We start from the raw sequence: 22,714 nt of genomic DNA on the forward strand, positions 1-22,714 counted from the left end.
CATGTACGGAATGCCAGACGAAATCGATGTGCAGGCCGACGGAGCCCTGCGCATCATCACGCTGAACCGCCCGGACGCGCTCAACGCCGTCAACGACAACCTGCATGTCGGGCTGGCGAGGATCTGGGAGGAGCTCAACGAGGACGCGGACGCGCGGGCCGCGGTGATCACCGGTGCCGGGGGGGCATTCTCGGCCGGTGGTGACTTCAACTACCTCGACGAGCTTCGGCGCGACGAAGCGTTGCGGCAGAAGACGATCAAGCACGGCCGTGACCTCGTCATCGGCATGGTGCGCTGCCGCATCCCGGTGATCGCGGCCGTGAACGGTCCGGCGGTCGGGCTGGGCTGCAGCCTGGCCGCGCTGTCGGATGTCGTCTACATGGCCGAGACCGCGCACTTCGCCGATCCGCACGTGCAGATCGGTCTGGTGGCCGCCGATGGCGGTCCGCTGGTGTGGGGCTCGCAGATCAGCCTGTTGCAGGCCAAGGAGTTCGCGCTGACCGGTGTGCGGATCAAAGCGCAGCGGGCCCTGGAGCTGGGCCTGGCCAATCATGTTGTGGCCGACCCGCTCTCGGAGGCGATCGCCTGTGCCAAGAAGCTGATCGACCTGCCCAAGCAGGCCGTCGAGGCGACCAAGCGGCTGATGAACATCCAACTGGAACAGCAGGTGATGGCGTCGCTGGATTACGCCAACCTCGCCGAGTACGTGTCGTTCGGCACGGCGGACTTCAACCGGATCGTCGACGGCCTGATCGCCAAGAACTGAGTTCCGTTTCCCCGCGAGCAGACGCAAAACCGCACATTTCCCAGCGGAAATGTGCGGTTTTGCGTCTGCTCGGCGTCAGAAGGTGAGCGCCTCGGAACGCTGGACGGTACCGGTGACACCGCCGGCATCTTGACCCGCCAACCGCACGGCGGCGCGGCCCATCGCCTCGGGCGGCTCGACCATTTCGGGCGGGATCTTCAACCCGCTGCCGCCGGCGTGCCAGCCTTCGGTCAGCACCACGCGTGACGGGCTCAGGCAATTGACGGCGATGTTGTCGCCGCGCAGATCGGCGGCCAGGCCGAGGTAGAGACGTTCGGCAGCGGACTTGGACACCCAATAGGCATTCGAGCCGTGCTCGATCATGTCGACTCCGGTGGTGGTGATCGCGATGAGCGAGCCACCGCCGCGTTTGCGTACCTCGGGGATGACGGCCTTCGTCACCAGGAACACCCCGGTGAGATTGACGTCCAGACACAGTTGCCAGCGCTTGAGGGGCGTGGTCTCGACCGGCCCCAGCCACAGCACGCCGGCATTGGCCACCAGGATGTCGATCCCACCGAACTCTGAAACCGCCGTGGCCACAGCCTTGTTCACCGATTGCTCGTCGGTGACGTCGCAGGCGACCGGCAGCGCCCGACCGCCCGAAGCGTTGATGGCCTCAGCCACCGATCCGATGGTGCCGGGTAGCTTACCGGGTTGTTCGGAGCGGGCGGCCACGGCCACGGCGGCGCCTTCGGCGGCCAACGCCGCCGCGATCGTGGCGCCGATCCCGCGGCTGGCTCCCGCCACGAAGGCGACTTTCCCGTCGAGACTTTCGGATGTCGCGTCGCCGTGAGTCGACGTTTCGGCCACGTTCGTCATAGGTCGAGTGTGCCCGAAATGCTGCTCAGCACCGGCGTTTCCACCGGCAGACACGCACGCTCGGCCAGTGACGGGGGCAACACCGCCACCATCACTTGGGCGGGAAGCGCAACGCCCCGTCGAGGCGGATGATCTCGCCGTTGAGGTAGTCGTTTTCGATGATGCTCTGTGCCAGCTGGGCGTATTCGGTCGAGCGGCCCATGCGTTTGGGGAACGGCACCTGCGGACCCCAGTACTGTTCCAGTTGATCGGCGGCCTTGCCGTAGGCCGGTGTGTTGATCGTGCCCGGCGCGATGGTGCACACCCGAATTCCCAACGGCGACAGATCGCGCGCGGCCACCAGTGTCATGCCGAGTACGCCGCCCTTGGCGGCGGAATAGGGCAGCTGGCCGATCTGGCCTTCGTAACCGGCGATCGAGGCCGTGTTGACGATGACGCCGCGGCCACCCTCCTCCAACGGCTCGGTCTTGGCGATCGCGGCGGCCGACAACCGCATCACGTTGAACACGGCGGTCAGGTAGAACTCGATCGTCTTCTTGAAGCCGTCGAGGTCCAGCGGGGAGCCGTCCTTACCCACCAGCCGGCCGCCGCTGGCGGGCCCGCCGTGGGTGTCCACCGAGATGCGCAGCGGGCCGAGGGCTTCGGCCTCGGCGATGGCCGCGAGCACTGATTCCTCGGAGGTGGCGTCGGTGCTCACATACCGCACGCCGAGTTCCTTCTCCAGGGCCGCGCCCTTCTCGTCGGCCAGATCCGCGACGACGACCTTCGCGCCCGCGGCCTGGAGACGACGGACAGTTGCTTCCCCCAGGCCACCCGCACCGCCGACGACGATCGCGGAGCTACCGGCGATTTGCATATGGTTCCCCTTCTTGCAACTAGGACTCTCTGGCTGCGAGAATAACATTCTCATATCGTGTTAACCAGGGAGCCGATCAATGCCCGAAGCCGTCATCGTGTCCGCGTTACGCACACCCATCGGTACGGCCAAGAAGGGCACGCTGCGCGATACGGACGCATATACCCTGGCTGATCACATGGTGCGGGCGGCGTTGGACACCATCCCGGCCGAATTCACCGACCAGATCGACGACCTGATTCTGGGTGAGGGCCTCTACGGCGGCGGCGTCGTCGCGCGCCATGCCGCCATCACCGCCGGGCTGACCACAGTGCCCGGCCTGGCCAACAACCGGCACTGCGCCGCCGGGCAGGCCTCCGTGCAGACTGCGGCCGCCGGCATCCGGGCCGGAATGGACCGGCTGGTCCTGGCCGGTGGGGTGAACTCGGCGTCCACCTCACCGCGCTTCATGCGAGCCGCGAGCAGCGCCAAGGATGCCGAGTGGGTCAACTGGTTCCCGCCCACGCACCCGGACCGGCCCGACGCGCCGAACATGGACATGTCGATCACGGTCGGCTGGAACGCAGCGGTCAAGGCCGGCGTGAGCCGTGAGGAGATGGACCAGTGGGCGCTGGATTCGCACCGCAAGGCCATCGCGGCGATCGATGAGGGTCGGTTCAAGGAGGAGATCGTCGCGATCGATACGCCACACGGCCTGTTCGACACCGATGAGCATCCCCGCCGTGACACCACCTTGGAGAAACTGGCCGCGCTCAAGCCGTTGCATCCCGAGATCGAGGGATTCTCGATCACCGCCGGCAATGCATGCGGTGCCAACGACGCCGCGGCACTGCTGACCATCGCCAGCGACGAGCTCGGCCTACCGGCCCTGGCCACCATCAAATCGTGGGCCTCTGTCGGTGTCGACCCGGCTTCCACCGGACTGGCACCTGTCGACGCGATCACCAAAGCGCTTGGCCGCGCCGGGCTTTCGCTGACAGACGTCGATCTGTTCGAGATCAACGAGGCCTTCGCCGCGATGTGTGTGGCCACCGTCAAACTGCTCGACATCAATCCCGAGATCGTCAACGTCAGCGGTAGCGGCTGCTCGCTCGGCCATCCGGTGGCGGCCACCGGGGCGCGGATGCTGGCCACCATGGTTCACGAGCTGCGCCGGCGCGGTGGCGGTATCGGTGTGGCCGCGATGTGCGCCGGGGGCGGCATGGGCTCGGCGACGGTCATCGAGGTGCCTTCGCCGTAGTGTCGACCGTAATGACGAATCACAACATCGACGAGCTCATCACCGCCGCCCGCGGCGGATCCCAACGCGCCGTCGGGCGGTTGCTGAGCCTGGTCGAAAGCGACCGCCGCGACGAGGTTCTCGCGGTTCTGGGACCGGCCTCCCCGCGCGTCATCGGCATCACCGGACCACCCGGTGCCGGCAAGTCGACGACGGTCGGGGCGCTCGTCGGGGCCTATCGCGAGCGCGGTCTGCGGGTCGCTGTGCTCGCGGTGGATCCGTCCTCGCCGTACAGCGGCGGCGCCCTGCTGGGCGATCGGATCCGGATGGCCGCCCATATCAACGATCCCGACGTACTCATCCGGTCGGTGGCCACTCGCGGGCATCTCGGTGGCCTGGCCGCCGCCGTGCCCGCGGCGATCCGGCTGTTGGCCGCACTGGCCTATGACCTGATCGTGCTGGAGAGCGTCGGGGTGGGGCAGTCGGAGATCGAGATCGCGGCGATCGCCGACCCGACGGTGGTGATCCTCAACCCCGGTGCCGGAGATGCCGTGCAGGCAGCCAAGGCGGGTCTGCTGGAGGTTGCCGACCTGGTGGTGGTCAACAAGGCCGACCGGGACGGCGCCGATCAGACGGTTCGGGACCTGCGGACCGAAGCGAGCGTCCCGGTGCTCAAACTCGTTGCGGCACAAGGAGAGGGTCTGGCCGAACTGGTCGAGGCCATCGACGCGCATCATCGCACCGACACCGGGCAACGGCGCACCGCCCGGGCCCGCACCCAGATCTTGTCCCTGGCACAGACCTTGTTGCGCAACCACGCTGAGCTGGACCGGTTGGCCGCGGCCGTGGCCGACGGCACCACCGATCCGTACACCGCTGCCGAGCAGTTGTTCGCCGACTGACCGGCGGCTCAGCTGACCGACTTGCCCGTCGCCGCCGTATATCCGCTGCGGTAACCGAACACCATCGCCGGGCCCAGGGTGCCACCGGCGCCGCCGTAGGCCTTGCCGGTCACCCCGCCCATGGCGTTGCCCGCGGCGAACAGGCCCGGTATCGAGTCGCCGTTGACGTGCAGGACGCGGCCATCCCGGTCGGTCCGTGGTCCGCCCTTGGTGCCCATGGCACCGATCTTGACCGGCACCGCGTAGTACGGCGCGGTGTCCAGCGGTCCGAGTGTCTGGCCGGCCGGGGTGGCGGCCGAATTGTCGCCCCAGTAGCCGTCGTACGCACTGGATCCACGACCGAAGTCGGGGTCCACTTCGCGCGAGACGTTGTCGTTCCAACGGCGCAGCGTCTCGGCCAGGCCCTCGGAGTCGATGCCGGTCTTGGTGCCGAGTTCGGCGAGTGAGGCCGATTCGCAGAACCAGTCCGGCACGGTGCCACCCGGTTCCACGCCGAGGAAGCCGTAGCGCTGCAGGTGCAGCGAGTCGAACACGATCCAGGCCGGGTCGTTAGCGTAGCCCAGCTTGGGGTCGAGGTACTGGAAGGCCCCGGCCATGGAGTTGTACTCGCCCGCCTCGTTGAGGAACCTCTTCCCGGCCCGGTTGACGATGACGCTGCGGGGCCGGGTGCGTTCCAGCCGCACGCTGCGGCTGCGCGGATGCCCGTCGATGGTGTCGCCGGGGATCTGCACGATCGGCACCCACCACGCCTCGCCCATGTTCGCCAGGTCGGCCCCGTGGGCCATGGCCATCCGCAGTCCGTCACCGGTGTTGTTCGGCGGGGACACCGCGCCACGCATCGGGCCGCGCAGGTAGGTCTCGACCAGTGTGGCGTCCCACTCGAAGCCGCCGGTGGCCAGCACGACGCCGCTACGGGCGCGGACCCGCACGTCGGCTCCGTCGACACGCAGGCGCACCCCGGCGATTCCCGCGGCGTCACCGATCAGCTCGACCGCGCGGGTTTCGGTGACCGGTTGCACACCGCGCTCGAGCAGGCCGCGTAGCAGGCCGGCGATCAGTGCGGTGCCGGCCACGCAGAGGTCGGCGTCGGGATCGTCGTAGACGGCGTGGATGCGGGCCCGGGTCTCCGCGTCGATGCCGACGTTGCTGAAATCGGCTGGGAAGGAGGTGATCCGGTCTTTCCAGTCGCCGAGTTTGGCCCTGTCCACCGGGCCCGCACTCAGCGAGCGGCCACCCCCGGGGCGCCCACCGGGCAGTTCGGGTTTGTAGTCGGGAAAGCCCTCGGCGACCGCGAAGCGCAGCTCACTGTGTTCCTCGACGAAGTCGAGCATTGGCGCACCGGTTCGCACGAAGGTGTCCACCAGGTCGGCATCCAGGTAGCCGAGTGATTGGGCCTGCAGATACTCGATTGCGTCGGAGACCGGCAGCGGCCCGTCGGCGCTGCGGTCGTGGGCCGGAATCCACACGATGCCGCCGGAGACCGCGGTGGTGCCGCCGACCGTGGGTGCCTTCTCGTAGATCGCCACAGAGGCGCCGTTGACCGAGGCGGTCAACGCCGCGGTGAGACCGGCCCCGCCGCTGCCCAGCACCACGACGTCGACCTCGTCGTCCCAATCGCTCATTGGTTCAAGCCCTTTCAGTACAGGATCCCCGATAGTTCTTTTGCTGCCCGCACCACCGCGTCCTTGCCGCTGCGTACGACGTCTTCGCGGTGGGAGATGAGGTTGATGCACGTGGGTGGCGACGGCGGACGCCGCCGCACCGGCACCGCCAGGCCGTACGTGTTCGGCTCGATCTCGCCGTGGGTGATCACCCAGCCTTGCTCACGGGTCTGATGGACCAGTTCGCGTTCGCCTGGACGTGGCGGCATGCTCGCCAGCAACGCCACGCCGGCCGCACCGCGATCGAGCGGGTGGCGGCTGCCCTCGTGGAAGGACAGTTGGTAGAACACCTGGGTCGGGACGATGACCGCGACGGCCACCTGTTGATCACCCTCGGCCACCAGGAGTGACACCGTGCTGCCCAGTTCGTCGGCGAGGGCGCGCAGAGTCGGCACACTGAGGGCGCGCATGTTGTTGTCGAAGGACGAACCGAGCGCCGCCAACCCGGCGCCCGGGCGGTAGCGCCCGTCCTCACCCTTTGTCACGTAACGGAATTGGCTCAGTGTGGCCAACAACCGGTACGCGATCGTGCGATGGGCCCCGACGTGGTCGGCGACCTGTTGAACGGTCAGCCCGGTCGGCGCCGCGGCGATGGCCGCGAGCGCGCTCAGACCCCGCGCCAGCGTCTGTGAACCCGGTGCCCCGGTCGGGGTGCCGTCGGTCTTCGACGGGTCCTGCGGCTGGCTTGCCTTGGCCGGCATCGCGCCCCTCCTTGACAGATAGAACCGCGAGAGTGATGCTCTGATAATAATGCACGTTGATGTGCGCTATATGAGCAAAGTGCTTACAAATTCGGAGAACTTCATTCTCCCTACCTCCGGAGAGGGCATCATGACGAGCACTGCCGCCGGGCCGGCATCCGGTTCCGTTTCGGCCACCGAGCACGAGAGCGTCTGGAGCGATCTGCAGGGCGTGGCGTTCTCGCAGGGTTACCTCGATGTGGGCGGGGTTCGCACTCGTTATCTGCACGCTGGTGACCCGAAATCGCCTGTGCTGGTTCTGCTGCACGGGTCGGGCGGTCATGCCGAGGCCTACGTGCGCAACCTGGAGTCCCACGCCGAGCACTTCTCGACATGGTCGATCGACATGCTCGGGCACGGTTACACCGACAAGCCCGGCCACCCGCTGGAGGTAGCGCACTACGTCGATCACCTGATCGGATTTCTCGACACGATCGGTGCGGAGCGCGCCCACATCTCGGGTGAGTCCCTGGGTGGCTGGGTGGCCGCGCGGGCTGCTGCCGATCACCCCGATCGCGTCGAGAGGTTGGTGCTCAACACCGCCGGCGGCTCACAGGCCGACCCCGAGGTGATGAAGCGGATCATCACGCTATCGATGGCGGCTGCGGAGAACCCGACGTGGGAAACCGTGCAGGCCCGCATCAAGTGGTTGATGGCCGACAAGACAAAGGATTACGACGACATCGTGGCCAGCCGGCAGGCCGTGTACCGTCAGCCCGGCTTCGTCGCCGCGATGAGCGACATCATGGCCCTGCAGGACCCGGAGATCCGGGCCCGGAACCTGCTGGGGGAGAAGGAATACGGCTCGATCACCGCGCCCACCCTGGTCTTGTGGACCAGTGACGATCCGACCGCCGACGTCAGCGAGGGCCGGCGCATCGCCTCGATGATCCCCGGCGCGCGGTTCGAGGTGATGCCCGACTGCGGACACTGGCCACAGTACGAGGATCCCGAGACGTTCAACCGGCTGCATCTGGACTTCCTGCTGGGGCGCGTCTCGTGACCGACCAACAGGTCGACGTCGTCATCGTCGGGGCCGGGCCGGTAGGTCTGACCCTGGCGAACATCCTTGGTATCAAGGGTGTTCGGACCCTGGTCGTGGAGGAACGTGACACCCTCATCGACTATCCGCGCGGCGTCGGACTGGACGACGAATCGCTGCGTACCTTCCAGTCCATCGGACTGGTGGAGGCGATCCTGCCGCACACCGTGCCCAACCAGATCTTGCGCTTCTATGACGGCAATCGTCGGCTGCTGGCCGAGATGGCGCCTCCGGACGCGCGATTCGGCTGGCCCAAACGCAACGGGTTCGTCCAACCGCTGGTCGACGCGCAACTGCTGGCCGGGCTGGACCGGTTCGAGCACGTGCAGGTGGCCTGGGGACGCCGGATGGAGTCGGCCGCCGAGTCGGCCGACGGGGTCACCGTCGCGTTCGGTCCGGATGTGCCTGCGGTACAGGCGCAGTACGTCATCGGGTGCGACGGCGGGCGCAGTGCCACGCGCCGCCTCATGGGGGTGTCGTTCGACGGCACCACGTCGGCCACCCGCTGGGTGGTCGTCGATCTGGCCAACGATCCGCTCGGACATCCCAACAGCGAGGTCGGCGCCGACCCGGACCGGCCGTATGCCTCGATCTCCATCGCGCACGGCATCCGGAGATTCGAGTTCATGATCCACGCCGACGAAACCGACGAGCAGGCCGAGGATCCCGAGTTCGTCGCCCGCCTGCTGGCACCGTTCGTGCCGCATCCGGACAAGGTGGACGTCATCCGGCGCCGGGTCTACACCCACCATTCGCGGATTGCCGGCAACTTCCGCAAGGGCCGATTCCTGCTGGCCGGGGACGCCGCGCATCTCATGCCGGTGTGGCAGGGGCAGGGATACAACAGCGGGATCCGGGATGCAGCCAATCTCGGCTGGAAGCTGGCCGCTGTGATCAACGGCCAGGCCGGGGACGCCCTGCTCGACAGTTACGACACCGAGCGGCGCAAGCACGCCCGGGCGATGATCGATCTGTCCACTCTCGTCGGTCGGGTCATCTCGCCGACCAACCGCAAGGTCGCGGTGTTGCGGGACAAGCTGATTCGCAGTGCCTCGGTGGTGCCGGCGCTCAAGCGGTATGTGCTGGAGATGCGGTTCAAGCCCATGCCGCGTTACGACCAGGGCGCGGTCTACCACCCCAAGCCGCCGACGGCGGACTCACCCGCCGGCACGTTGTTCATCCAGCCGCGGGTGGACACCCGCGAGCAGTCCAACGTGCTGCTCGACGACGTGATCGGGCTGAACTTCGCCGTGCTGTGCTGGAACAACAACCCCCGCGCGCTTCTCGGCGAGGAGGCCTTCGGGCGGTGGAAAGCGTTGGGCGCGAAGTTCATCGCCGCCCGACCGCAGACCCAGCTGTTCTGGACCGGACACGACCCCGACGACGATGACGTGGTCATCGTGGGGGACCGTGCCGGAGCACTCAAATCCTGGTTCGACGGGCACACCGAATCGGTCCTGGTGCTGCGGCCGGACCGGTGCATCGCCGGGGCCGACATCGCTCAGCGCGCCCCCGAACTCAGTACCGCCCTGTTCGAGGTTCTGCACGTGGAGGGAGGAGTGAACGGTGCCAGTAGCCCTGTGCTGTATGTCCCACAGCCCACTGCTGAATCTTCCGGGACCGTCAGCTGACCTCCTCGGTGAGATCAGAGCTGCGGTCGCCGATGCTCGTGAATTCGTGGCGGAGTACGACCCGGAGCTGGTGGTCACCTTTTCCCCCGACCACTACAACGGGTTCTTCTACCGGCTGATGCCGCCGTTCTGCATCGGCACCGCCGCGGCCGGGGTGGGCGATTACGGGACGCACGAAGGTGCGCTCGACGTCGCCGGCGACATCGCCCAGCAGTGTGCCGAGGCAGTGTGGGAGCAGGGCGTCGACATCGCGATCTCGACGAGCATGGACGTCGACCACGGCACCGTGCAGCCCTTGCAGGAACTGTTCGGTGCGGCGACCGCGCGCCCGATCGTGCCGATCTTCATCAACTCGGTCGCCACGCCGCTCGGTCCGCTGTCGCGATCCCGTGCGCTCGGCGCCGCCGTCGGTGCTTATCTGGCCACCCTCGACAAGCGGGTACTGGTGCTGGGTTCCGGTGGACTCTCGCATGATCCGCCGGTGCCGACGCTGGCCACCGCGCCGCCGGCCGCGCTGGACCGGATCGTGCACGGTGTCCCGATGACCACCGAGCAACGGATGGCCCGCCAAACCGCCGTGAGCCAGGCCGCTCATGATTTCGCCCGCGGCGACAGCGCGCTGCGGCCGCTGAACCCCGAATGGGACCACGGCCTGCTGGAGATCTTCGACGAGGGCCGACTGACCGACCTGGACGGCTGGTCCAACAGCTTCATCGCCACCGAAGGGGGCAATTCGGCACACGAAATCCGGACCTGGGTAGCCGCTTTCGCGGCGTTGGCAGCCAACGGGCCGTACCGGACCGGGAACCACTTCTACCGGGCGGCACCGGAATTGATCGCAGGATTCGCAATCAGGACGGCGGTGGGAATCGCAGTATGACCTCAGACACCATGACATTTGACAAGACAGTCGACGTGCTCGTCGTCGGCTCCGGGGGCGGCGGCATGACGGCGGCGCTGACCGCCGACGCGGCCGGCCTCGACACGCTCGTCGTCGAAAAGTCCTCTTACTTCGGAGGGTCCACCGCCCTGTCGGGAGGTGGGATCTGGGTACCCGGGGCCCCGTCACAGCGCCGAGCCGGCTACGTGCCCTCCCCGGATGGGGTGTTCGACTACCTCAAGCAGATCACCGAGGGCACTGTCAGCGACGCCCGTCTGCGCAAGTATGTCGAGGCCGCGCCGGAGATGATGGACTTTCTCGAGCGCAACAGCGACTGGTTCGAGTTCGTCTGGAAGCCCGGCTATGCCGACTACTACCCCGAACTGCCTGGCGGCTCCCCACAGGGCAGCACCATCAACGTCCCGGCCATCGACCTGCGCAAGCTCGGCGAGCACGAACAGGAACTGCTCGCGCCCCTGGCGTTGGCACCCAAGGGAATCTGGTTCGCCCCCAAGGATCTTCGGCTCTTCTACCAGATCCGGCAGAACTGGCGCGGCAAGGCGGTACTGCTCAAACTGATCTGGCGGATGGTGAGGGCCCGGGTGTTCGGCGACCGGATGGCGGCCATCGGCCAGTCCCTGGCCGCCCGGATGCGCTTGGCACTCAAACAACATGACATCCCGCTGTGGCTGGACGCCCCGATGACCTCCTTGATCACCGACTCCGACGGCGCGGTGGTGGGCGCAGTCGTCGAAAAAGACGGGCGCCCGGTCAAAATCCGGGCCACTGGCGGAGTCATCTTGGCCTCTGGTGGCTTCGACCATGACATGGCCTGGCGCAAGGAGCACCTGCCGGTGCTGGACAAGGACTGGAGTTTCGGCAACCCGGCGGCCACCGGTGACGGTATCCGGGCCGGCGAAAAGGTGGGCGGCGCCACCGATTTGCTCGACGAGGCGTGGTGGTTCCCGGCCATCTGCTGGCCCGACGGCCGGCTGCAGTTCATGCTCAACGAGCGCATGATGCCGTCGCAGTTCGTGGTCAACGGGGACGGTAAGCGGTTCATCAACGAGGCCGCGCCGTACATGGATTTCGCTCACGCCATGATCAAGGGACAGCAATCGGGCACCACCCACATCCCGTGCTGGTTGATCACCGACATCGACTCGTTCCACCGGTATGTGGTGGCCGGTCACCTGCCCATCCCCAAGATTCCGTTCGCGCCGGTTCCCACCGGCCGCAAGGTGCCTGCAGCCTGGCTGGATTCCGGCGTCGTGGTCGAGGCGCACAGCTGGGATGAGCTGGCCGGCAAGATCGGCGTGCCCGCGCAGAATCTGCGGTCCACCGCCGAGCGGTTCAACCAGTTGGCGCACACCGGGCACGACGACGACTTCAACCGCGGCGACAGCGCCTACGACAACTATTACGGCGACCCGACTTTGCCGAATCCCAACCTGCGTCCACTCGGCAAGCCGCCGTACTACGCCTTTCAGATCATTCTCGGCGACCTCGGGACATCGGGTGGCCTACGCACCGACGAGCAGGCGCGGGTGCTGCGCGCCGACGAGACCGTGATCAGCGGCTTGTACGCGGTGGGCAACGTCTCGGCGGCGGTGATGGGCCGCAGCTACGCCGGTGCGGGGGCGACGATAGGCCCGGCCATGACATTCGGGTACGTCGCCGCCAGACACATCGCCGGCCAGACCGCCGCCAACCAACACGTCCAGGACACCGTCAGCAATCCCTCAGGAGGAAACCGATGAAGATCTCGCTGTTCTACGAGTTCCCGCTGCCCCGGCCGTGGTCGGAGGACGACGAACATCAGCTGTTCCAGCACGGCCTGACCGAGGTGGAGGCTGCCGACAAGGCGGGGTTTTCCACCGTCTGGCTCACCGAGCATCACTTCCTGGAGGAGTACTGCCACTCCACGGCTCCGGAGATGTTCCTGGCCGCAGCCAGCCAGCGCACCAAGGACATTCGGCTCGGTTTCGGTGTCATGCACCTGCCGCCGCCGATCAACCACCCGGCCCGCATCGCCGAGCGGGTCGCCACCTTGGACCACCTGTCCAACGGGCGCGTGGAGTTCGGCACCGGCGAGGGCTCCTCGGTGGCCGAGTTGGGCGGCTTCGACATCGACCCGGCGGACAAGCGCACGATGTGGGAGGAAGCTCTTGAGGTTTCGATCCGCTGTATGACCGAGGCCCCGTTCACCGGTTTCAAGGGCGAGCATGTCGAGATGCCGGCCCGCAACGTGATCCCCAAGCCACTGCAGAAGCCGCACCCGCCGGTCTGGGTGGCGTGCACCCGCCCGTCGTCGGTGCAGATGGCCGCGCAGAAGGCAATCGGTGCCTTGAGCTTCGCCTACACCGGACCCGAAGCGCTCAAGGAGCGAGTCGACGGCTACTACAAGGAATTCGAAGAGCAGGGCGCCCCGGTCACCCCGGCGATCAACCCCAACATCCTGGCGATCGGCGGTGACCTGTCGATGATGGTGGCGCGCTCCGACGAGGAGGCGCTCAAGCGGCTCGGAATCGGTGGTGGGTTCTTCTCCTTCGGGATCATGCACTACTACCTGACCGGTATGCACACCCCCGGCCGCACCAAGGTGTGGGAGCGTTACGAGCAGGCCGTCAAGGAAGATCCGACGCTGGCCTATGGTCCCGGCCGCGGCGCCATCGGTTCGCCCGACACCGTGCGCGAATTCCTGCGGGCCTATGAGGCCAGCGGGGTCGACGAGATCATCCTGCTGCTCAACCCGCGCAGCCACGAGGGCACCATGGAGTCCATCGAGATCATGGGCAAGGAGATCCTGCCCGAGTTCATCGAGCGAGACGCAAAAGCTGTGGCAGACAAGGCGAAGCGGCTGGAGCCGGTGATCGAGAAGGTCGAATCGCGCCGCCGGCCGTCGGATGCCCCGCTGTTCGATGAGACCTATGCCTTCGGTGGTCTGCCGACCGGTCGCGACAAGTTCACCGCCGGTGAGATCCCCGAGGCGATGGCCGAGATCAACGAGGGCCGGGTCAAGGCAGCCCAGGCGGAGAAGGCTTCTCGAGAGTCTGCCGGCTGACCGTGCCCCTGCTGAGCGATCTGGTGCGCTATGACGGTAAGCACGTCGTGGTCACCGGCTGCGGATCGGGCATCGGTGCCGAGACCACCCGGGCATTGGGGGAACTCGGCGCCCGGGTGACGGGTCTGGACCTCCGGCCACCCGATCACCTGCCCGACGAGTTCATCGAATTGGACCTGGCCGACCCGGATTCCGTCGACCGCGCCGCCGGGGCCGTCGACGGGTCGGTGGACGCGCTGTTCAACGTGGCCGGGGTGTCCTCGGGTATCGGTGATCCGCTGCTGGTGGTGCGGATCAACTTCCTGGGAACCCGGCAGTTCACCGAGGCCATCGACATCGCCGACGGCGGGTCGATCACCTCGGTGTCCTCGTTGGCGGCATCGGGGTATCGCGACAACGTCGCTGTCACAGCAGGTCTGGTGAAGACCGCTTCCGTCGAGGAGGGATTGCGGTGGTGCGCCGAGCATCCCGAGGCACTTGCTGACGGCGGCTACCGACTGTCCAAGGAGGCGATGATCCTCTACGGGATGCGCCGGGTCGGCGAACTCGGCGCGCGCGGCATCCGGATCAACTGCACCGCGCCCGGGGTGACCGAGACGCCGATCCTCGACCAGTTGCGTTCGGCCTACGGTCAGCACTATCTCGATTCGTTCACCACCCCGCTGGGCCGCAATTCCGAAGCGGCCGAGCAGGCTTCGTTGTTGGTGTTCCTGGGCAGTGCAGCGGCCAGCTACGTCACCGGGCAGGTGATCTGGGCCGATGGCGGCATTCTGGCCCAGCGGCAGGCTGATCTGTTCGATGCTGGAGTCGACACCGAGCAGAGGAGTTGAGCGTGGCCGGGACGATGAGCGACTTTCGGAAGGTCGCCGACGACGTGCGCAACTGGGGACGTTGGGGCGATGCCGACGAGCTGGGCACGCTGAATCTGATCACCGCTGACAAGGTCGCCGAGGGTGCGTCGCTGGTCAAGCAGGGCAAGGTGTTCGCGCTCGGCGGCGACTTCTCCTCGGCCGGGCCGCAGGGGGCGTTCCAGTTCCGGCAGAACCCGACGCATGTGATGACCGTCGACGGCGGTGATGCCAACACGCTGGCGCAGTACGGACCGCAGTGGTTGCGTAATTCGGTGGCCCATCAGGTCAGCGAATTCTTCGTGGACAACCCGTTTCGGTTCAACGACGACATGATCGTGATGCCACTGCAGGCCGCCACGCAGTGGGATGCGTTGTCGCACGTCTACTACGAAGACAAGCTCTACAACGGATTCCCGGCCGATTCGGTGACCAGTTTCGGGGCCTTCCACTGCGGAATCGACAAGGTGGACGGCAAGGGCATCACCTCCCGGGGCGTGCTGCTGGATGTGGTCCGTCACCGCGGTGCCGAGCAGTTCCTGGAACCGGGCAATCCGATCACGCCGGCCGAGCTCGATGACGTGGCCAACGCGCAGGGCGTGGCGATCACTCCGGGCGACATCGTCGTCGTGCACACGGGTTGGTGGACACGGTTTCTGACCAACGGGGACGGTACCGAGCCCGGGTCTGGACTGGATTGGCGTTGCGCGTCGTGGCTGCACGACCACGAGGTGGCGGCGGTGGCCGCCGATAATTTGATGGTCGAGGATCCCGACCCGGCCAACGGGGTCGAGGGCACATTCCTGCCGATGCACATGCTCTGCCTGCGCGATATGGGTCTGATGCTCGGCGAATACTGGGATCTGGGCGCATTGGCGGCCGACTGTGCGACCGACGGGGTTTACGAATTCCAGCTCATCGCCCCGCCGCTGCGCGTCACCGGTGCTGTCGGTTCGCCGGTGAATCCCGTTGCGATCAAATGAGGAAGTATGACGTCAACTGAGAAAGTGCCCTTCGTCGTCGGGCTCGGTGGCACGCTGCGCGCCGATTCATCGACCGAGCGGGCCGTGCGGTACTGCCTGGAATCGGTGCAGCGGCAAGGTGGTCGGACCCGGATGTTCGCCGGACCGGACCTCGACCTGCCGATGTACGCCCCGCATTCGCTGGAGCGCACCCCCGCGGCGTTGGAATTCGTCTCGGCGCTTCGCGACGCCGATGCGGTGGTGGTGGGCTCACCCGGCTATCACGGCGCGATCTCCGGTCTGGTGAAGAACGCGCTGGACTACATCGAGGATCTGCGCGAGGACCCGCGGGTCTATCTGGACAACACCCCGTGGGGCTGCATCAGCTGTGCCTACGGCTGGCAGGCCGCGGTGGGCACGCTGGGGCAGTTGCGTTCGATCGGTCATGCGCTGCGCGCCTGGCCCACGCCACTGGGCGTGGCGATCAACTCCGCAGACCAGATCTGGGACGAGTCAGGCGCATTGGCCGACGGTCCGGTGCGCAGCCAACTCGACATGCTTGCTACGCAGCTGCTGACATTTGGCCGGTCGGGTGGGGCGGCGCAGTGACGTCCTCGGCAAGATGAGATCGTCTGGCACGCGATCCCGTTTGCCCCCTCGAGGCCGCTGGTTGCTGAGGCTGCGGGCGCGGCCATGAGCTCGATGTTGATGATCGCTGGACTGCACGATGTTGCCTCGGGGCAACTGAAGACTGCGGCGGCTGCGATGGACCGCTGTGAGACTGACGCCGAAGCCGTGGCGAATGATGTTCGCGACCTGTTGAATTACGCCGCTGAAGCACCCGGAGTTCAGGTGAACACGGACACCAATCAGTTGACGCCACCGGATACGACGCACCTCGATGCCGAGTCGGCACAGAAAGTCGCGGACAAGGTCGCCGACCTGGAAGCGCGCATAGCGAAGGCTCTGGCCGCTGGAGCTTCAGTCGATGGTGACCTGGCACAGGCCATTGCGACCGCTACGGGAGTCCCCGCCGGGGACACGCCGACTTCCCTGCAAGATCTTTTGTTGCCGGGCATGTCTGACAACGGACCGTTGGCGGAGGGCGAAGTCCGCAATCTTGGCCCTGTGGCGGGGACGGGTGCGTACCCCGGGATCCCTGGTATCGGGGCCGCCGATCTCGGCGAAATTATCGAATTGCCAAATGGCCAGAAGATCGCGATATTCGGCGATTCGTATACAGGCGACAAGCAGGGTGATGGCACCCATTACCCGTCGGTCGCGGTGCCGGTCACTTTCGACGCACAAGGGCGTCCACAGTTCGGCAAGCCAATCACTGGACCGGATGGCAGTCCCAACGTGTTGTTCCCTCTACCGAAGGCGGTGGCTGAGGCGGGCGCGAACAATGCGTTGCCTTCGGGAAGCATCCAGATGCGCGACGGACGCACGGTCATGATGGTGGTCGGTACCAATACCAACGAAGGTCTGGCCCCTAAGGGCGGCTCGTGGTTGGTGGAGGTCAACAAGGGCACCGACCTCTCGAACGGACGGGGACTGGTTCCCGTCGATGTTCCTGGCGGTAAGGACTCGTGGAAGCCATGGGAATCTGCTCCCGCTCCGCTGCCGAACGACCCGAACCATCGGGCGAGTGCGCCAGGGAGCGCTCCTTCCCAGATCAGCGGGTTCGAGGCCGATGACGGCAATGTCTACATCGCCGCTGATACCTTTGACCGCAACCAGGGCGTCACCATGTATCGGGTTGACGCGGATCAAGTTACGGACCGCGATGCCTGGCAGCCGTGGACGGGGCAGGATTGGGGCCAACCGGGACAGCAAGCCGTAGACGTTAGCCGTGGTCAAGCGTTCGGCGAACTTAGCTTTCGTGAAGTTGAAGGGAAACCCGTTCTATCCGGATTCAATGCAACTACCGGAGACGTCGAGGTTCGGGTTGGTGAAACACCTGCCGAAATATTTTCCGCCCCAGCTACCACCGTCGCAGAAGGCGGTCGCTGGGGCGAGGTCGGCAAGGTACCGCAGAACTATGGCGGTTACATCATGCCTGGCGCAACTCTAAATGACATGGGCGTACTGGTCAGTCAATGGAATACGGACACAGGCAGCCCATATACTGTCGGGGAGTTCAGGGTGAATCCTAAACAATGACCGCTACGGCTTTGAAGTAATCCGCCTTGATAGGAAACAAATGATTCCAAAGATGGCCGCCGTCGCTGCAGGAGTTATGAGTGTCTACCTAAGCGCGTGTACCGCACAGGCCGACTCGCCAAAGTTCCCTGACATCAGCGGCTACGTCCCGGTTAACGCTCAGGAATACGAGATAGACACCTCCACGCCTGGTATGCCCGCTGGTCAGGTCTTTTTCCTGACGCCGGATGGGATACCGTGCACGTTCCTTTCCGGGGCGGTGGGATGTACTGGAGGCAACCTCCCTGGAATTCAGGAAAAAGATAAGAACCCGTACACGTACATTGATACAGCCGTCGGCGTACAACGTGCCGGCTCGACACCGTATGAGAACGGTACGGTGCGTGACCATCCGATAAAGGAACTTCCGCCCTATCACTCCATCACGGTGGGAGGGGCGACATGTGGCGTGGATGATAAGGGTACAACCGCATGCAAAGACTCGGAGGGCCGTGGCTTTATTTTGTCATCGACTTGGTCGGGCTGGCTGCCAAAAGTGTGAGACGTCAAATAGTTTGTGACTGCGTCACAGACGGTGTCAATCGTGTGGGCGTCGCCTGCGTGGGGATCGCAGCCCTCGGAACTTTCGCCGTAGCTACGGTTGGCACTGGTGGAGCGCAGGCCGGCTTGCCGAAGTTTCCTAACATCGGCACCTACGCTCCGGCCGACGCTGGTGAATATGCGGTGGATGCCATGACGCCTGGCAGGCCCTCTACGCAGGTGTATTTCCGTACGCCCGACGGTGTTTCCTGCAACTTTCTATCGGGACAGGCGCAGTGCATCGGAAACGATCTGCCTGGTATTCCGCCTGCGTCTCCAACGTCAAACGGCGGACCTCGTGTCAATTGGATCGGCACAGCGTCGGGATTGAAATTCGTCGTTCCATCGGATGACCGCTCTGCTGCGATCAAGACACTTCCTGCTATGCATTCGATCGCCGTCGATGGGGTGATCTGCGGAGTGGACGGTTCAGGAACTACGGCGTGCAAAGACCCGCAGGGTCGCGGTTTCATCCTGTCGACCACGTGGTCGGGATGGCTGCCAAAGGTATGACAGGTGGCCCTGCCGATGAGGCTTGACGGAGCCGGCGAGTAACCGTCTGATCGTTACTAAGCGCTCTGGTCAATTCATAAGCTGGAGAATGCTGTTCTCTAAATCGGAAAACGACAGTATCGTGTGGCCGTGGACTTCACCCGCAAGAGCATCGACGTCGACGGCCTGACCACCAGCTACCTCGAAGCCGGGCAGGGTGACCCGGTTGTCCTGCTGCACGGCGGTGAGTTCGGCGCCGGCGCCGAACTCGGCTGGGAGCACGTCATCGGTGCGCTGGCCGAGCATTACCGGGTGCTCGCGCCGGATATGTTGGGCTTCGGTGAGAGCGCCAAGGTCGTCGACTTCACCGACGGCCGCGGCATGCGAATCCGTCACATCGGGCGGTTCTGTGCCGAACTCGGCGTCGCCTCAGCACATTTCGTCGGCAACTCGATGGGCGCGATCAACCTGCTCGTCGACATGACATCGGAGGCTCCGCGGCTCCCGGTGCGATCACTCACCGCGATCTGCGGGGGAGGGGAGATCCAGCGCAACGAGCATTCGGCCGCGCTGTACGACTACGACGCCACGTTGGAGGGGATGCGACGCATCGTCACCGCACTGTTCGCCGATCCGGCCTACCCGGCCGACGAGGCCTACGTGAAGCGGCGCTACGAGTCCAGCGTCGCGCCGGGAGCGTGGGAATCCTTGGCAGCGGCCCGCTTTCGGCGGCCGGGCCTTGAGGCGCCGGCGACACCGTCGTCGAAACGTGCCTATGACCGGATCGGTGTGCCGACCATGATCATCGAGGGGGATCGTGACAAGCTGCTGCCGTCCGGTTGGGCCGCCGACATCGCCGGGCAGATCGCCGGCGCGCGTAGTGCGGTGATCGCCGGCGCCGGACACTGTCCGCAGATCGAACAACCGGCCGCGCTCGTCGCGGTACTGCTGGAATTCCTGAAAGAGGTGCGATGAACGAACTGGCCGGAAAAGTCACCGTGGTCACCGGCGGGGCGTCGGGTCTCGGTGAGGGCCTGGTGCGGCGGTTCGCCGCCGAGGGCGCGCGGGTGGTGATCGGCGACATCGATGAGGAGCGCGGCAAAGCGCTGGCCGACGAACTCGGCGAGAGCGCGCGGTTCCTGGCTACCGATGTCGCCGACATCGAGCAGGTGGGCGCCCTGGTGTCGACCGCGGTGGACACCTTCGGCGGTCTGGACGTGATGGTGAACAACGCCGGGGTCTCGGGCCGGATGCACCGGCGGTTCCTCGATGACGACCTGGCCGATTTCGACACCGTGATGCGGGTCAACGTGCGGGCCGTCATGGCCGGGACCCGTGACGCCGCGCGGTACATGGCCGAGCACGGCGGTGGATCGATCCTCAACCTGACCTCGATCGGTGGGATCCAGGCCGGCGGCGGCGTGATGACCTATCGGGCGTCCAAGGCCGCGGTCATCCAATTCACCAAGTCCGCGGCGATCGAGTTGGCGCACTACGAGATCCGGGTCAACGCCATCGCGCCGGGCAACATCCGCACCGCGATCGTGGCCAAGTCGGCCTCGCCGGAAGAGCGGGAGCGCATCGAGGAGTTCGAGGCCGGGATTCGGGCTCAGATGCGCAACGATCGTCCCCTCAAGCGGGAGGGCACGGTCGAGGATGTGGCCGAGGCGGCACTGTATTTCGCCACCGACCGTTCGCGGTATGTCACCGGTACCGTGCTGCCGATCGACGGGGGCACCGTCGCGGGCAAGGTCATCGTCCGCAAGCCCAAGAGTTAGCCTCGCTGAGCCCCGAAGAAGCCGCCGAGCCTACGGTTTCTGCCCTGGTAACCAGGTTTTTCCGGCAGAAACCGTAGTGTCGGCACGTTGGTGTGGCTGCGTGGCGCGGCTCCGCACACAGATTAAATCAACTGCTTGACTTAATTACAGGAGAGGCGTTGACTGTAACGGTGACGACAGCCAGCCGGACTGCGCGGGCCGACCGGGCCCTCGGCACCCAGGAGGCGATCCTCAAGGCGGCCGAGCGGCTCTATGCCGAGCACGGCGTGTTCGCCGTCTCTAACCGTCAGGTGAGTGAGGCGGCCGGGCAGGGCAACAACGCCGCGGTCGGTTATCACTTCGGCACCAAGACCGATCTGGTCCGCGCGATCGAACACAAGCACCGTGGACCGATCGAGTGCCTGCGACAGCAGATGGTCGCCGACACCGCCGGGTCCTCCCAATTGCGCGACTGGGTGGCGTGCCTGGTGCAGCCGCTCACCGAACACCTTGCGGCTCTGGGCAACCCGACGTGGTATGCCCGGTTCGCCGCGCAGGTGATGACCGACCCGGCCTACCACGACATCGTGGTGCGCGACGCCCTGAGTTCGGCATCGCTGGTCCAGGTCATCGAGGGAATGAAGAACTGCCTACCCGAACTGCCCGACGAGGTTCGCGTGGAGCGCAACATCATGGCGCGCAACCTGTTGATGCACAGCTGTGCCGATCGAGAACGTGCCATGGCTCAAGGTGACACCTTGCCCAGGCCGTCCTGGCAACGTGCCGCCTCGGGCCTGATCGACGCCATCGTCGGTCTGTGGTTGGCACCGGTTACACGAGAAAGCGACCGCGTATGAAAGTCACTGTCAACCAGGACAAGTGCGTCTCGTCAGGACAGTGTGTGCTGAATGCCGGCGAGGTGTTCGACCAGCGCGACGAGGACGGCGTCGTCGTGCTGCTCGAGCCCACCCCCGGACCCGACCAAGCCGACAATGCCCGCCGCGCCGCAGCGGCCTGCCCAGCCCTGGCCATCGAGATCGAGGAATGACACCCACCCATGTCTGAAACCCTTACCGACACCACCGCCACCGACATCCCGGACTACCCGATGGAGCGCGCGGCGGCCTGCCCGTTCGCCCCGCCGCCACAGATGTTGGACATGGGCAAGGTCAAAGGCCTGTCCCGGGTACGCATTTGGAACGGTGACACCCCGTGGCTGATCACCGGTCACGAGGAGGCGCGCACGCTGTTCGCCGATTCTCGGGTCAGCGTCGACGACCGTCGCTCGGGTTTCCCGCACTGGAACGAGCACATGCTGTCCACGGTCGACAAGCGGCCACGCTCGGTGTTCACCTCCGACGCCGAAGAGCACACCCGGTTCCGCCGGATGCTGTCCAAGCCGTTCACCTTCAAGCGGGTCGAGGGCCTGCGCCCGGCGATCCAGAAGGTCACCGACGAGTGCATCGACAAGATGCTGGCCGGGCCCAAGCCGGCTGACATCGTGGCCGGACTGGCATTGCCCGTGCCCACCGTGGTGATCAGCGAAATGCTCGGTGTGCCTTACGAAGACCACGAGTTCTTCCAGGAGCACGCCAATGCCGGCCTGGCCCGGTACGCAGCTGCCGACGCCATGCAGAAGGGCGCGATGAGCCTGCACCAGTACTTGATCAACCTCGTGGAGGAGAAGCAGGCCCATCCCTCCGAGGACGCCGTGTCGGACCTGGCCGAACGGGTCACGGCGGGCGAGATCAGCGTCAAGGAGGCCGCGCAGCTGGGCACCGGTCTGTTGATCGCCGGGCACGAGACGACGGCCAACATGATCGGCATCGGGATCCTGGCCCTGCTGGAAAACCCAGAACAGGCCGACTTCCTGCGCAACGCCGAGGATCCCAAGGTGATCGCCAACGCGGTCGAGGAGCTGATGCGGTACCTGTCGATCATCCAGACCGGTCAGCGCCGGGTCGCGATCGAGGACATCGAGGTCGGTGGCGAGACCATCCGCGCCGGCGAGGGCATCATCATCGACCTGGCCCCGGCCAACTGGGACGCCAAGGCCTACCCAGAACCGGACAAGCTCGACCTGAGTCGGGACGCCGGCCAGCAGCTGGGCTTCGGGTACGGCCGTCACCAGTGCGTCGGCCAGCAGCTGGCACGCGCCGAACTGCAGATCGTCTTCCACACGCTGTTGCGTCGCATCCCGACCCTGGCTTTGGCCATCCCGTTCGACGAGGTCCCCTTCAAGCATGACCGCCTCGCCTACGGCGTCTACGAGCTTCCCGTCACCTGGTGAC

General features: G+C 65.9%; 22 protein-coding genes. 18 read left to right on the forward strand and 4 right to left on the reverse strand.

What is annotated here, in order from left to right:
* Position 1 precedes the first annotated feature (1 nt).
* Positions 2–766: an enoyl-CoA hydratase/isomerase family protein gene (locus tag A5733_RS01000; RefSeq protein WP_076238741.1), complete on the forward strand. Its 765-nt coding sequence runs from the start codon at positions 2–4 to the stop codon at positions 764–766.
* Between the two features lie 75 nt (positions 767–841).
* Here A5733_RS01000 and A5733_RS01005 read toward each other — a convergent pair whose 3' ends face one another.
* Together A5733_RS01005 and A5733_RS01010 are read right to left on the reverse strand one after the other, a co-directional pair.
* Positions 842–1,627, reverse strand: a complete 786-nt coding sequence (locus tag A5733_RS01005; protein ID WP_076238742.1) for an SDR family NAD(P)-dependent oxidoreductase — start codon at positions 1,625–1,627, stop codon at positions 842–844.
* Between the two features lie 91 nt (positions 1,628–1,718).
* On the reverse strand, positions 1,719–2,483 hold the full coding sequence (locus A5733_RS01010) for an SDR family NAD(P)-dependent oxidoreductase (protein ID WP_067764978.1): 765 nt from the start codon (positions 2,481–2,483) through the stop codon (positions 1,719–1,721).
* Between the two features lie 79 nt (positions 2,484–2,562).
* Between A5733_RS01010 and A5733_RS01015 the strand changes: the two genes are divergently transcribed.
* Together A5733_RS01015 and meaB are read left to right on the forward strand one after the other, a co-directional pair.
* The gene (locus A5733_RS01015; RefSeq protein ID WP_076238743.1) at positions 2,563–3,723 is read left to right on the forward strand and encodes a thiolase family protein; all 1,161 of its coding nucleotides are present in this window, start codon (positions 2,563–2,565) and stop codon (positions 3,721–3,723) included.
* Positions 3,724–3,734: 11 nt separating this feature from the next.
* On the forward strand, positions 3,735–4,604 hold the full coding sequence (meaB, locus tag A5733_RS01020) for a methylmalonyl Co-A mutase-associated GTPase MeaB (protein ID WP_076238744.1): 870 nt from the start codon (positions 3,735–3,737) through the stop codon (positions 4,602–4,604).
* A gap of 8 nt (positions 4,605–4,612) precedes the next feature.
* Here meaB and A5733_RS01025 read toward each other — a convergent pair whose 3' ends face one another.
* Positions 4,613–6,226 carry an FAD-dependent oxidoreductase gene (locus tag A5733_RS01025; RefSeq protein ID WP_076238745.1) on the reverse strand — a complete coding sequence of 538 codons (1,614 nt, stop codon included), beginning with the start codon at positions 6,224–6,226 and terminating at the stop codon, positions 4,613–4,615.
* A 14-nt stretch (positions 6,227–6,240) separates the two neighbouring features.
* Complete coding sequence (locus tag A5733_RS01030; RefSeq protein ID WP_067764966.1) at positions 6,241–6,966, reverse strand: IclR family transcriptional regulator; 726 nt, start codon at positions 6,964–6,966, stop codon at positions 6,241–6,243.
* Between the two features lie 130 nt (positions 6,967–7,096).
* Between A5733_RS01030 and A5733_RS01035 the strand changes: the two genes are divergently transcribed.
* From A5733_RS01035 to A5733_RS01105, 15 genes are all read left to right on the forward strand, one after another.
* The gene (locus A5733_RS01035) at positions 7,097–8,008 is read left to right on the forward strand and encodes an alpha/beta fold hydrolase (protein ID WP_076238746.1); all 912 of its coding nucleotides are present in this window, start codon (positions 7,097–7,099) and stop codon (positions 8,006–8,008) included.
* Positions 8,005–9,678, forward strand: coding sequence for a bifunctional 3-(3-hydroxy-phenyl)propionate/3-hydroxycinnamic acid hydroxylase (locus A5733_RS01040; RefSeq protein WP_076238747.1), 1,674 nt, complete (start codon positions 8,005–8,007; stop codon positions 9,676–9,678). The genes A5733_RS01035 and A5733_RS01040 overlap by 4 nt, the downstream gene beginning before the upstream one ends.
* Entirely contained in the window at positions 9,635–10,558 is a 924-nt protein-coding gene (locus A5733_RS01045; RefSeq protein ID WP_233152587.1) for a 3-carboxyethylcatechol 2,3-dioxygenase, read from the forward strand. Before A5733_RS01040 ends, A5733_RS01045 begins: the two co-directional genes overlap by 44 nt.
* Before the next feature lie 11 nt (positions 10,559–10,569).
* The gene (locus A5733_RS01050; RefSeq protein ID WP_076238829.1) at positions 10,570–12,318 is read left to right on the forward strand and encodes an FAD-binding protein; all 1,749 of its coding nucleotides are present in this window, start codon (positions 10,570–10,572) and stop codon (positions 12,316–12,318) included.
* On the forward strand, positions 12,315–13,622 hold the full coding sequence (locus A5733_RS01055; protein WP_067764954.1) for an LLM class flavin-dependent oxidoreductase: 1,308 nt from the start codon (positions 12,315–12,317) through the stop codon (positions 13,620–13,622). The genes A5733_RS01050 and A5733_RS01055 overlap by 4 nt, the downstream gene beginning before the upstream one ends.
* Before the next feature lie 2 nt (positions 13,623–13,624).
* A complete protein-coding gene (locus A5733_RS01060) occupies positions 13,625–14,452 on the forward strand; it encodes a coniferyl-alcohol dehydrogenase (protein ID WP_067764952.1) in 828 nt (275 codons plus the stop codon).
* A 14-nt stretch (positions 14,453–14,466) separates the two neighbouring features.
* On the forward strand, positions 14,467–15,453 hold the full coding sequence (locus A5733_RS01065; protein WP_142253741.1) for a cyclase family protein: 987 nt from the start codon (positions 14,467–14,469) through the stop codon (positions 15,451–15,453).
* Between the two features lie 6 nt (positions 15,454–15,459).
* Positions 15,460–16,041, forward strand: coding sequence for an NADPH-dependent FMN reductase (locus tag A5733_RS01070; protein WP_067764946.1), 582 nt, complete (start codon positions 15,460–15,462; stop codon positions 16,039–16,041).
* An 84-nt stretch (positions 16,042–16,125) separates the two neighbouring features.
* Positions 16,126–17,595 (forward strand): DUF4185 domain-containing protein, encoded by a 1,470-nt coding sequence (locus A5733_RS01075; RefSeq protein WP_076238748.1) that lies wholly within the window; start codon positions 16,126–16,128, stop codon positions 17,593–17,595.
* A 52-nt stretch (positions 17,596–17,647) separates the two neighbouring features.
* Positions 17,648–18,136 carry a hypothetical protein gene (locus tag A5733_RS01080; RefSeq protein WP_142253742.1) on the forward strand — a complete coding sequence of 163 codons (489 nt, stop codon included), beginning with the start codon at positions 17,648–17,650 and terminating at the stop codon, positions 18,134–18,136.
* 680 nt (positions 18,137–18,816) lie between these two features.
* Entirely contained in the window at positions 18,817–19,641 is an 825-nt protein-coding gene (locus tag A5733_RS01085; protein ID WP_082957541.1) for an alpha/beta fold hydrolase, read from the forward strand.
* Positions 19,638–20,444 carry an SDR family NAD(P)-dependent oxidoreductase gene (locus tag A5733_RS01090; protein ID WP_067764934.1) on the forward strand — a complete coding sequence of 269 codons (807 nt, stop codon included), beginning with the start codon at positions 19,638–19,640 and terminating at the stop codon, positions 20,442–20,444. The genes A5733_RS01085 and A5733_RS01090 overlap by 4 nt, the downstream gene beginning before the upstream one ends.
* Before the next feature lie 170 nt (positions 20,445–20,614).
* A complete protein-coding gene (locus A5733_RS01095) occupies positions 20,615–21,280 on the forward strand; it encodes a TetR family transcriptional regulator (protein ID WP_231965543.1) in 666 nt (221 codons plus the stop codon).
* Positions 21,277–21,471: a ferredoxin gene (locus tag A5733_RS01100; protein ID WP_067764928.1), complete on the forward strand. Its 195-nt coding sequence runs from the start codon at positions 21,277–21,279 to the stop codon at positions 21,469–21,471. Before A5733_RS01095 ends, A5733_RS01100 begins: the two co-directional genes overlap by 4 nt.
* A 9-nt stretch (positions 21,472–21,480) precedes the next feature.
* Positions 21,481–22,713: a cytochrome P450 gene (locus tag A5733_RS01105; protein WP_067764925.1), complete on the forward strand. Its 1,233-nt coding sequence runs from the start codon at positions 21,481–21,483 to the stop codon at positions 22,711–22,713.
* Position 22,714 lies beyond the last annotated feature (1 nt).

It is taken from the genome of Mycobacterium sp. NS-7484, assembly GCF_001953975.1.
Classification (GTDB): domain Bacteria; phylum Actinomycetota; class Actinomycetes; order Mycobacteriales; family Mycobacteriaceae; genus Mycobacterium.

Bases quoted from the DNA above. Each gene is read 5' to 3' on its own strand.
- A5733_RS01000 (WP_076238741.1), top strand. From the start codon at position 2: ATGTACGGAATGCCAGACGAAATCGATGTGCAGGCCGACGGAGCCCTG.
- A5733_RS01005 (WP_076238742.1), bottom strand. From the start codon at position 1,627: ATGACGAACGTGGCCGAAACGTCGACTCACGGCGACGCGACATCCGAA.
- A5733_RS01010 (WP_067764978.1), bottom strand. From the start codon at position 2,483: ATGCAAATCGCCGGTAGCTCCGCGATCGTCGTCGGCGGTGCGGGTGGC.
- A5733_RS01015 (WP_076238743.1), top strand. From the start codon at position 2,563: ATGCCCGAAGCCGTCATCGTGTCCGCGTTACGCACACCCATCGGTACG.
- meaB (WP_076238744.1), top strand. From the start codon at position 3,735: ATGACGAATCACAACATCGACGAGCTCATCACCGCCGCCCGCGGCGGA.
- A5733_RS01025 (WP_076238745.1), bottom strand. From the start codon at position 6,226: ATGAGCGATTGGGACGACGAGGTCGACGTCGTGGTGCTGGGCAGCGGC.
- A5733_RS01030 (WP_067764966.1), bottom strand. From the start codon at position 6,966: ATGCCGGCCAAGGCAAGCCAGCCGCAGGACCCGTCGAAGACCGACGGC.
- A5733_RS01035 (WP_076238746.1), top strand. From the start codon at position 7,097: ATGACGAGCACTGCCGCCGGGCCGGCATCCGGTTCCGTTTCGGCCACC.
- A5733_RS01045 (WP_233152587.1), top strand. From the start codon at position 9,635: ATGTCCCACAGCCCACTGCTGAATCTTCCGGGACCGTCAGCTGACCTC.
- A5733_RS01050 (WP_076238829.1), top strand. From the start codon at position 10,570: ATGACATTTGACAAGACAGTCGACGTGCTCGTCGTCGGCTCCGGGGGC.
- A5733_RS01055 (WP_067764954.1), top strand. From the start codon at position 12,315: ATGAAGATCTCGCTGTTCTACGAGTTCCCGCTGCCCCGGCCGTGGTCG.
- A5733_RS01065 (WP_142253741.1), top strand. From the start codon at position 14,467: ATGAGCGACTTTCGGAAGGTCGCCGACGACGTGCGCAACTGGGGACGT.
- A5733_RS01070 (WP_067764946.1), top strand. From the start codon at position 15,460: ATGACGTCAACTGAGAAAGTGCCCTTCGTCGTCGGGCTCGGTGGCACG.
- A5733_RS01075 (WP_076238748.1), top strand. From the start codon at position 16,126: ATGAGCTCGATGTTGATGATCGCTGGACTGCACGATGTTGCCTCGGGG.
- A5733_RS01080 (WP_142253742.1), top strand. From the start codon at position 17,648: ATGGCCGCCGTCGCTGCAGGAGTTATGAGTGTCTACCTAAGCGCGTGT.
- A5733_RS01090 (WP_067764934.1), top strand. From the start codon at position 19,638: ATGAACGAACTGGCCGGAAAAGTCACCGTGGTCACCGGCGGGGCGTCG.
- A5733_RS01100 (WP_067764928.1), top strand. From the start codon at position 21,277: ATGAAAGTCACTGTCAACCAGGACAAGTGCGTCTCGTCAGGACAGTGT.
- A5733_RS01105 (WP_067764925.1), top strand. From the start codon at position 21,481: ATGTCTGAAACCCTTACCGACACCACCGCCACCGACATCCCGGACTAC.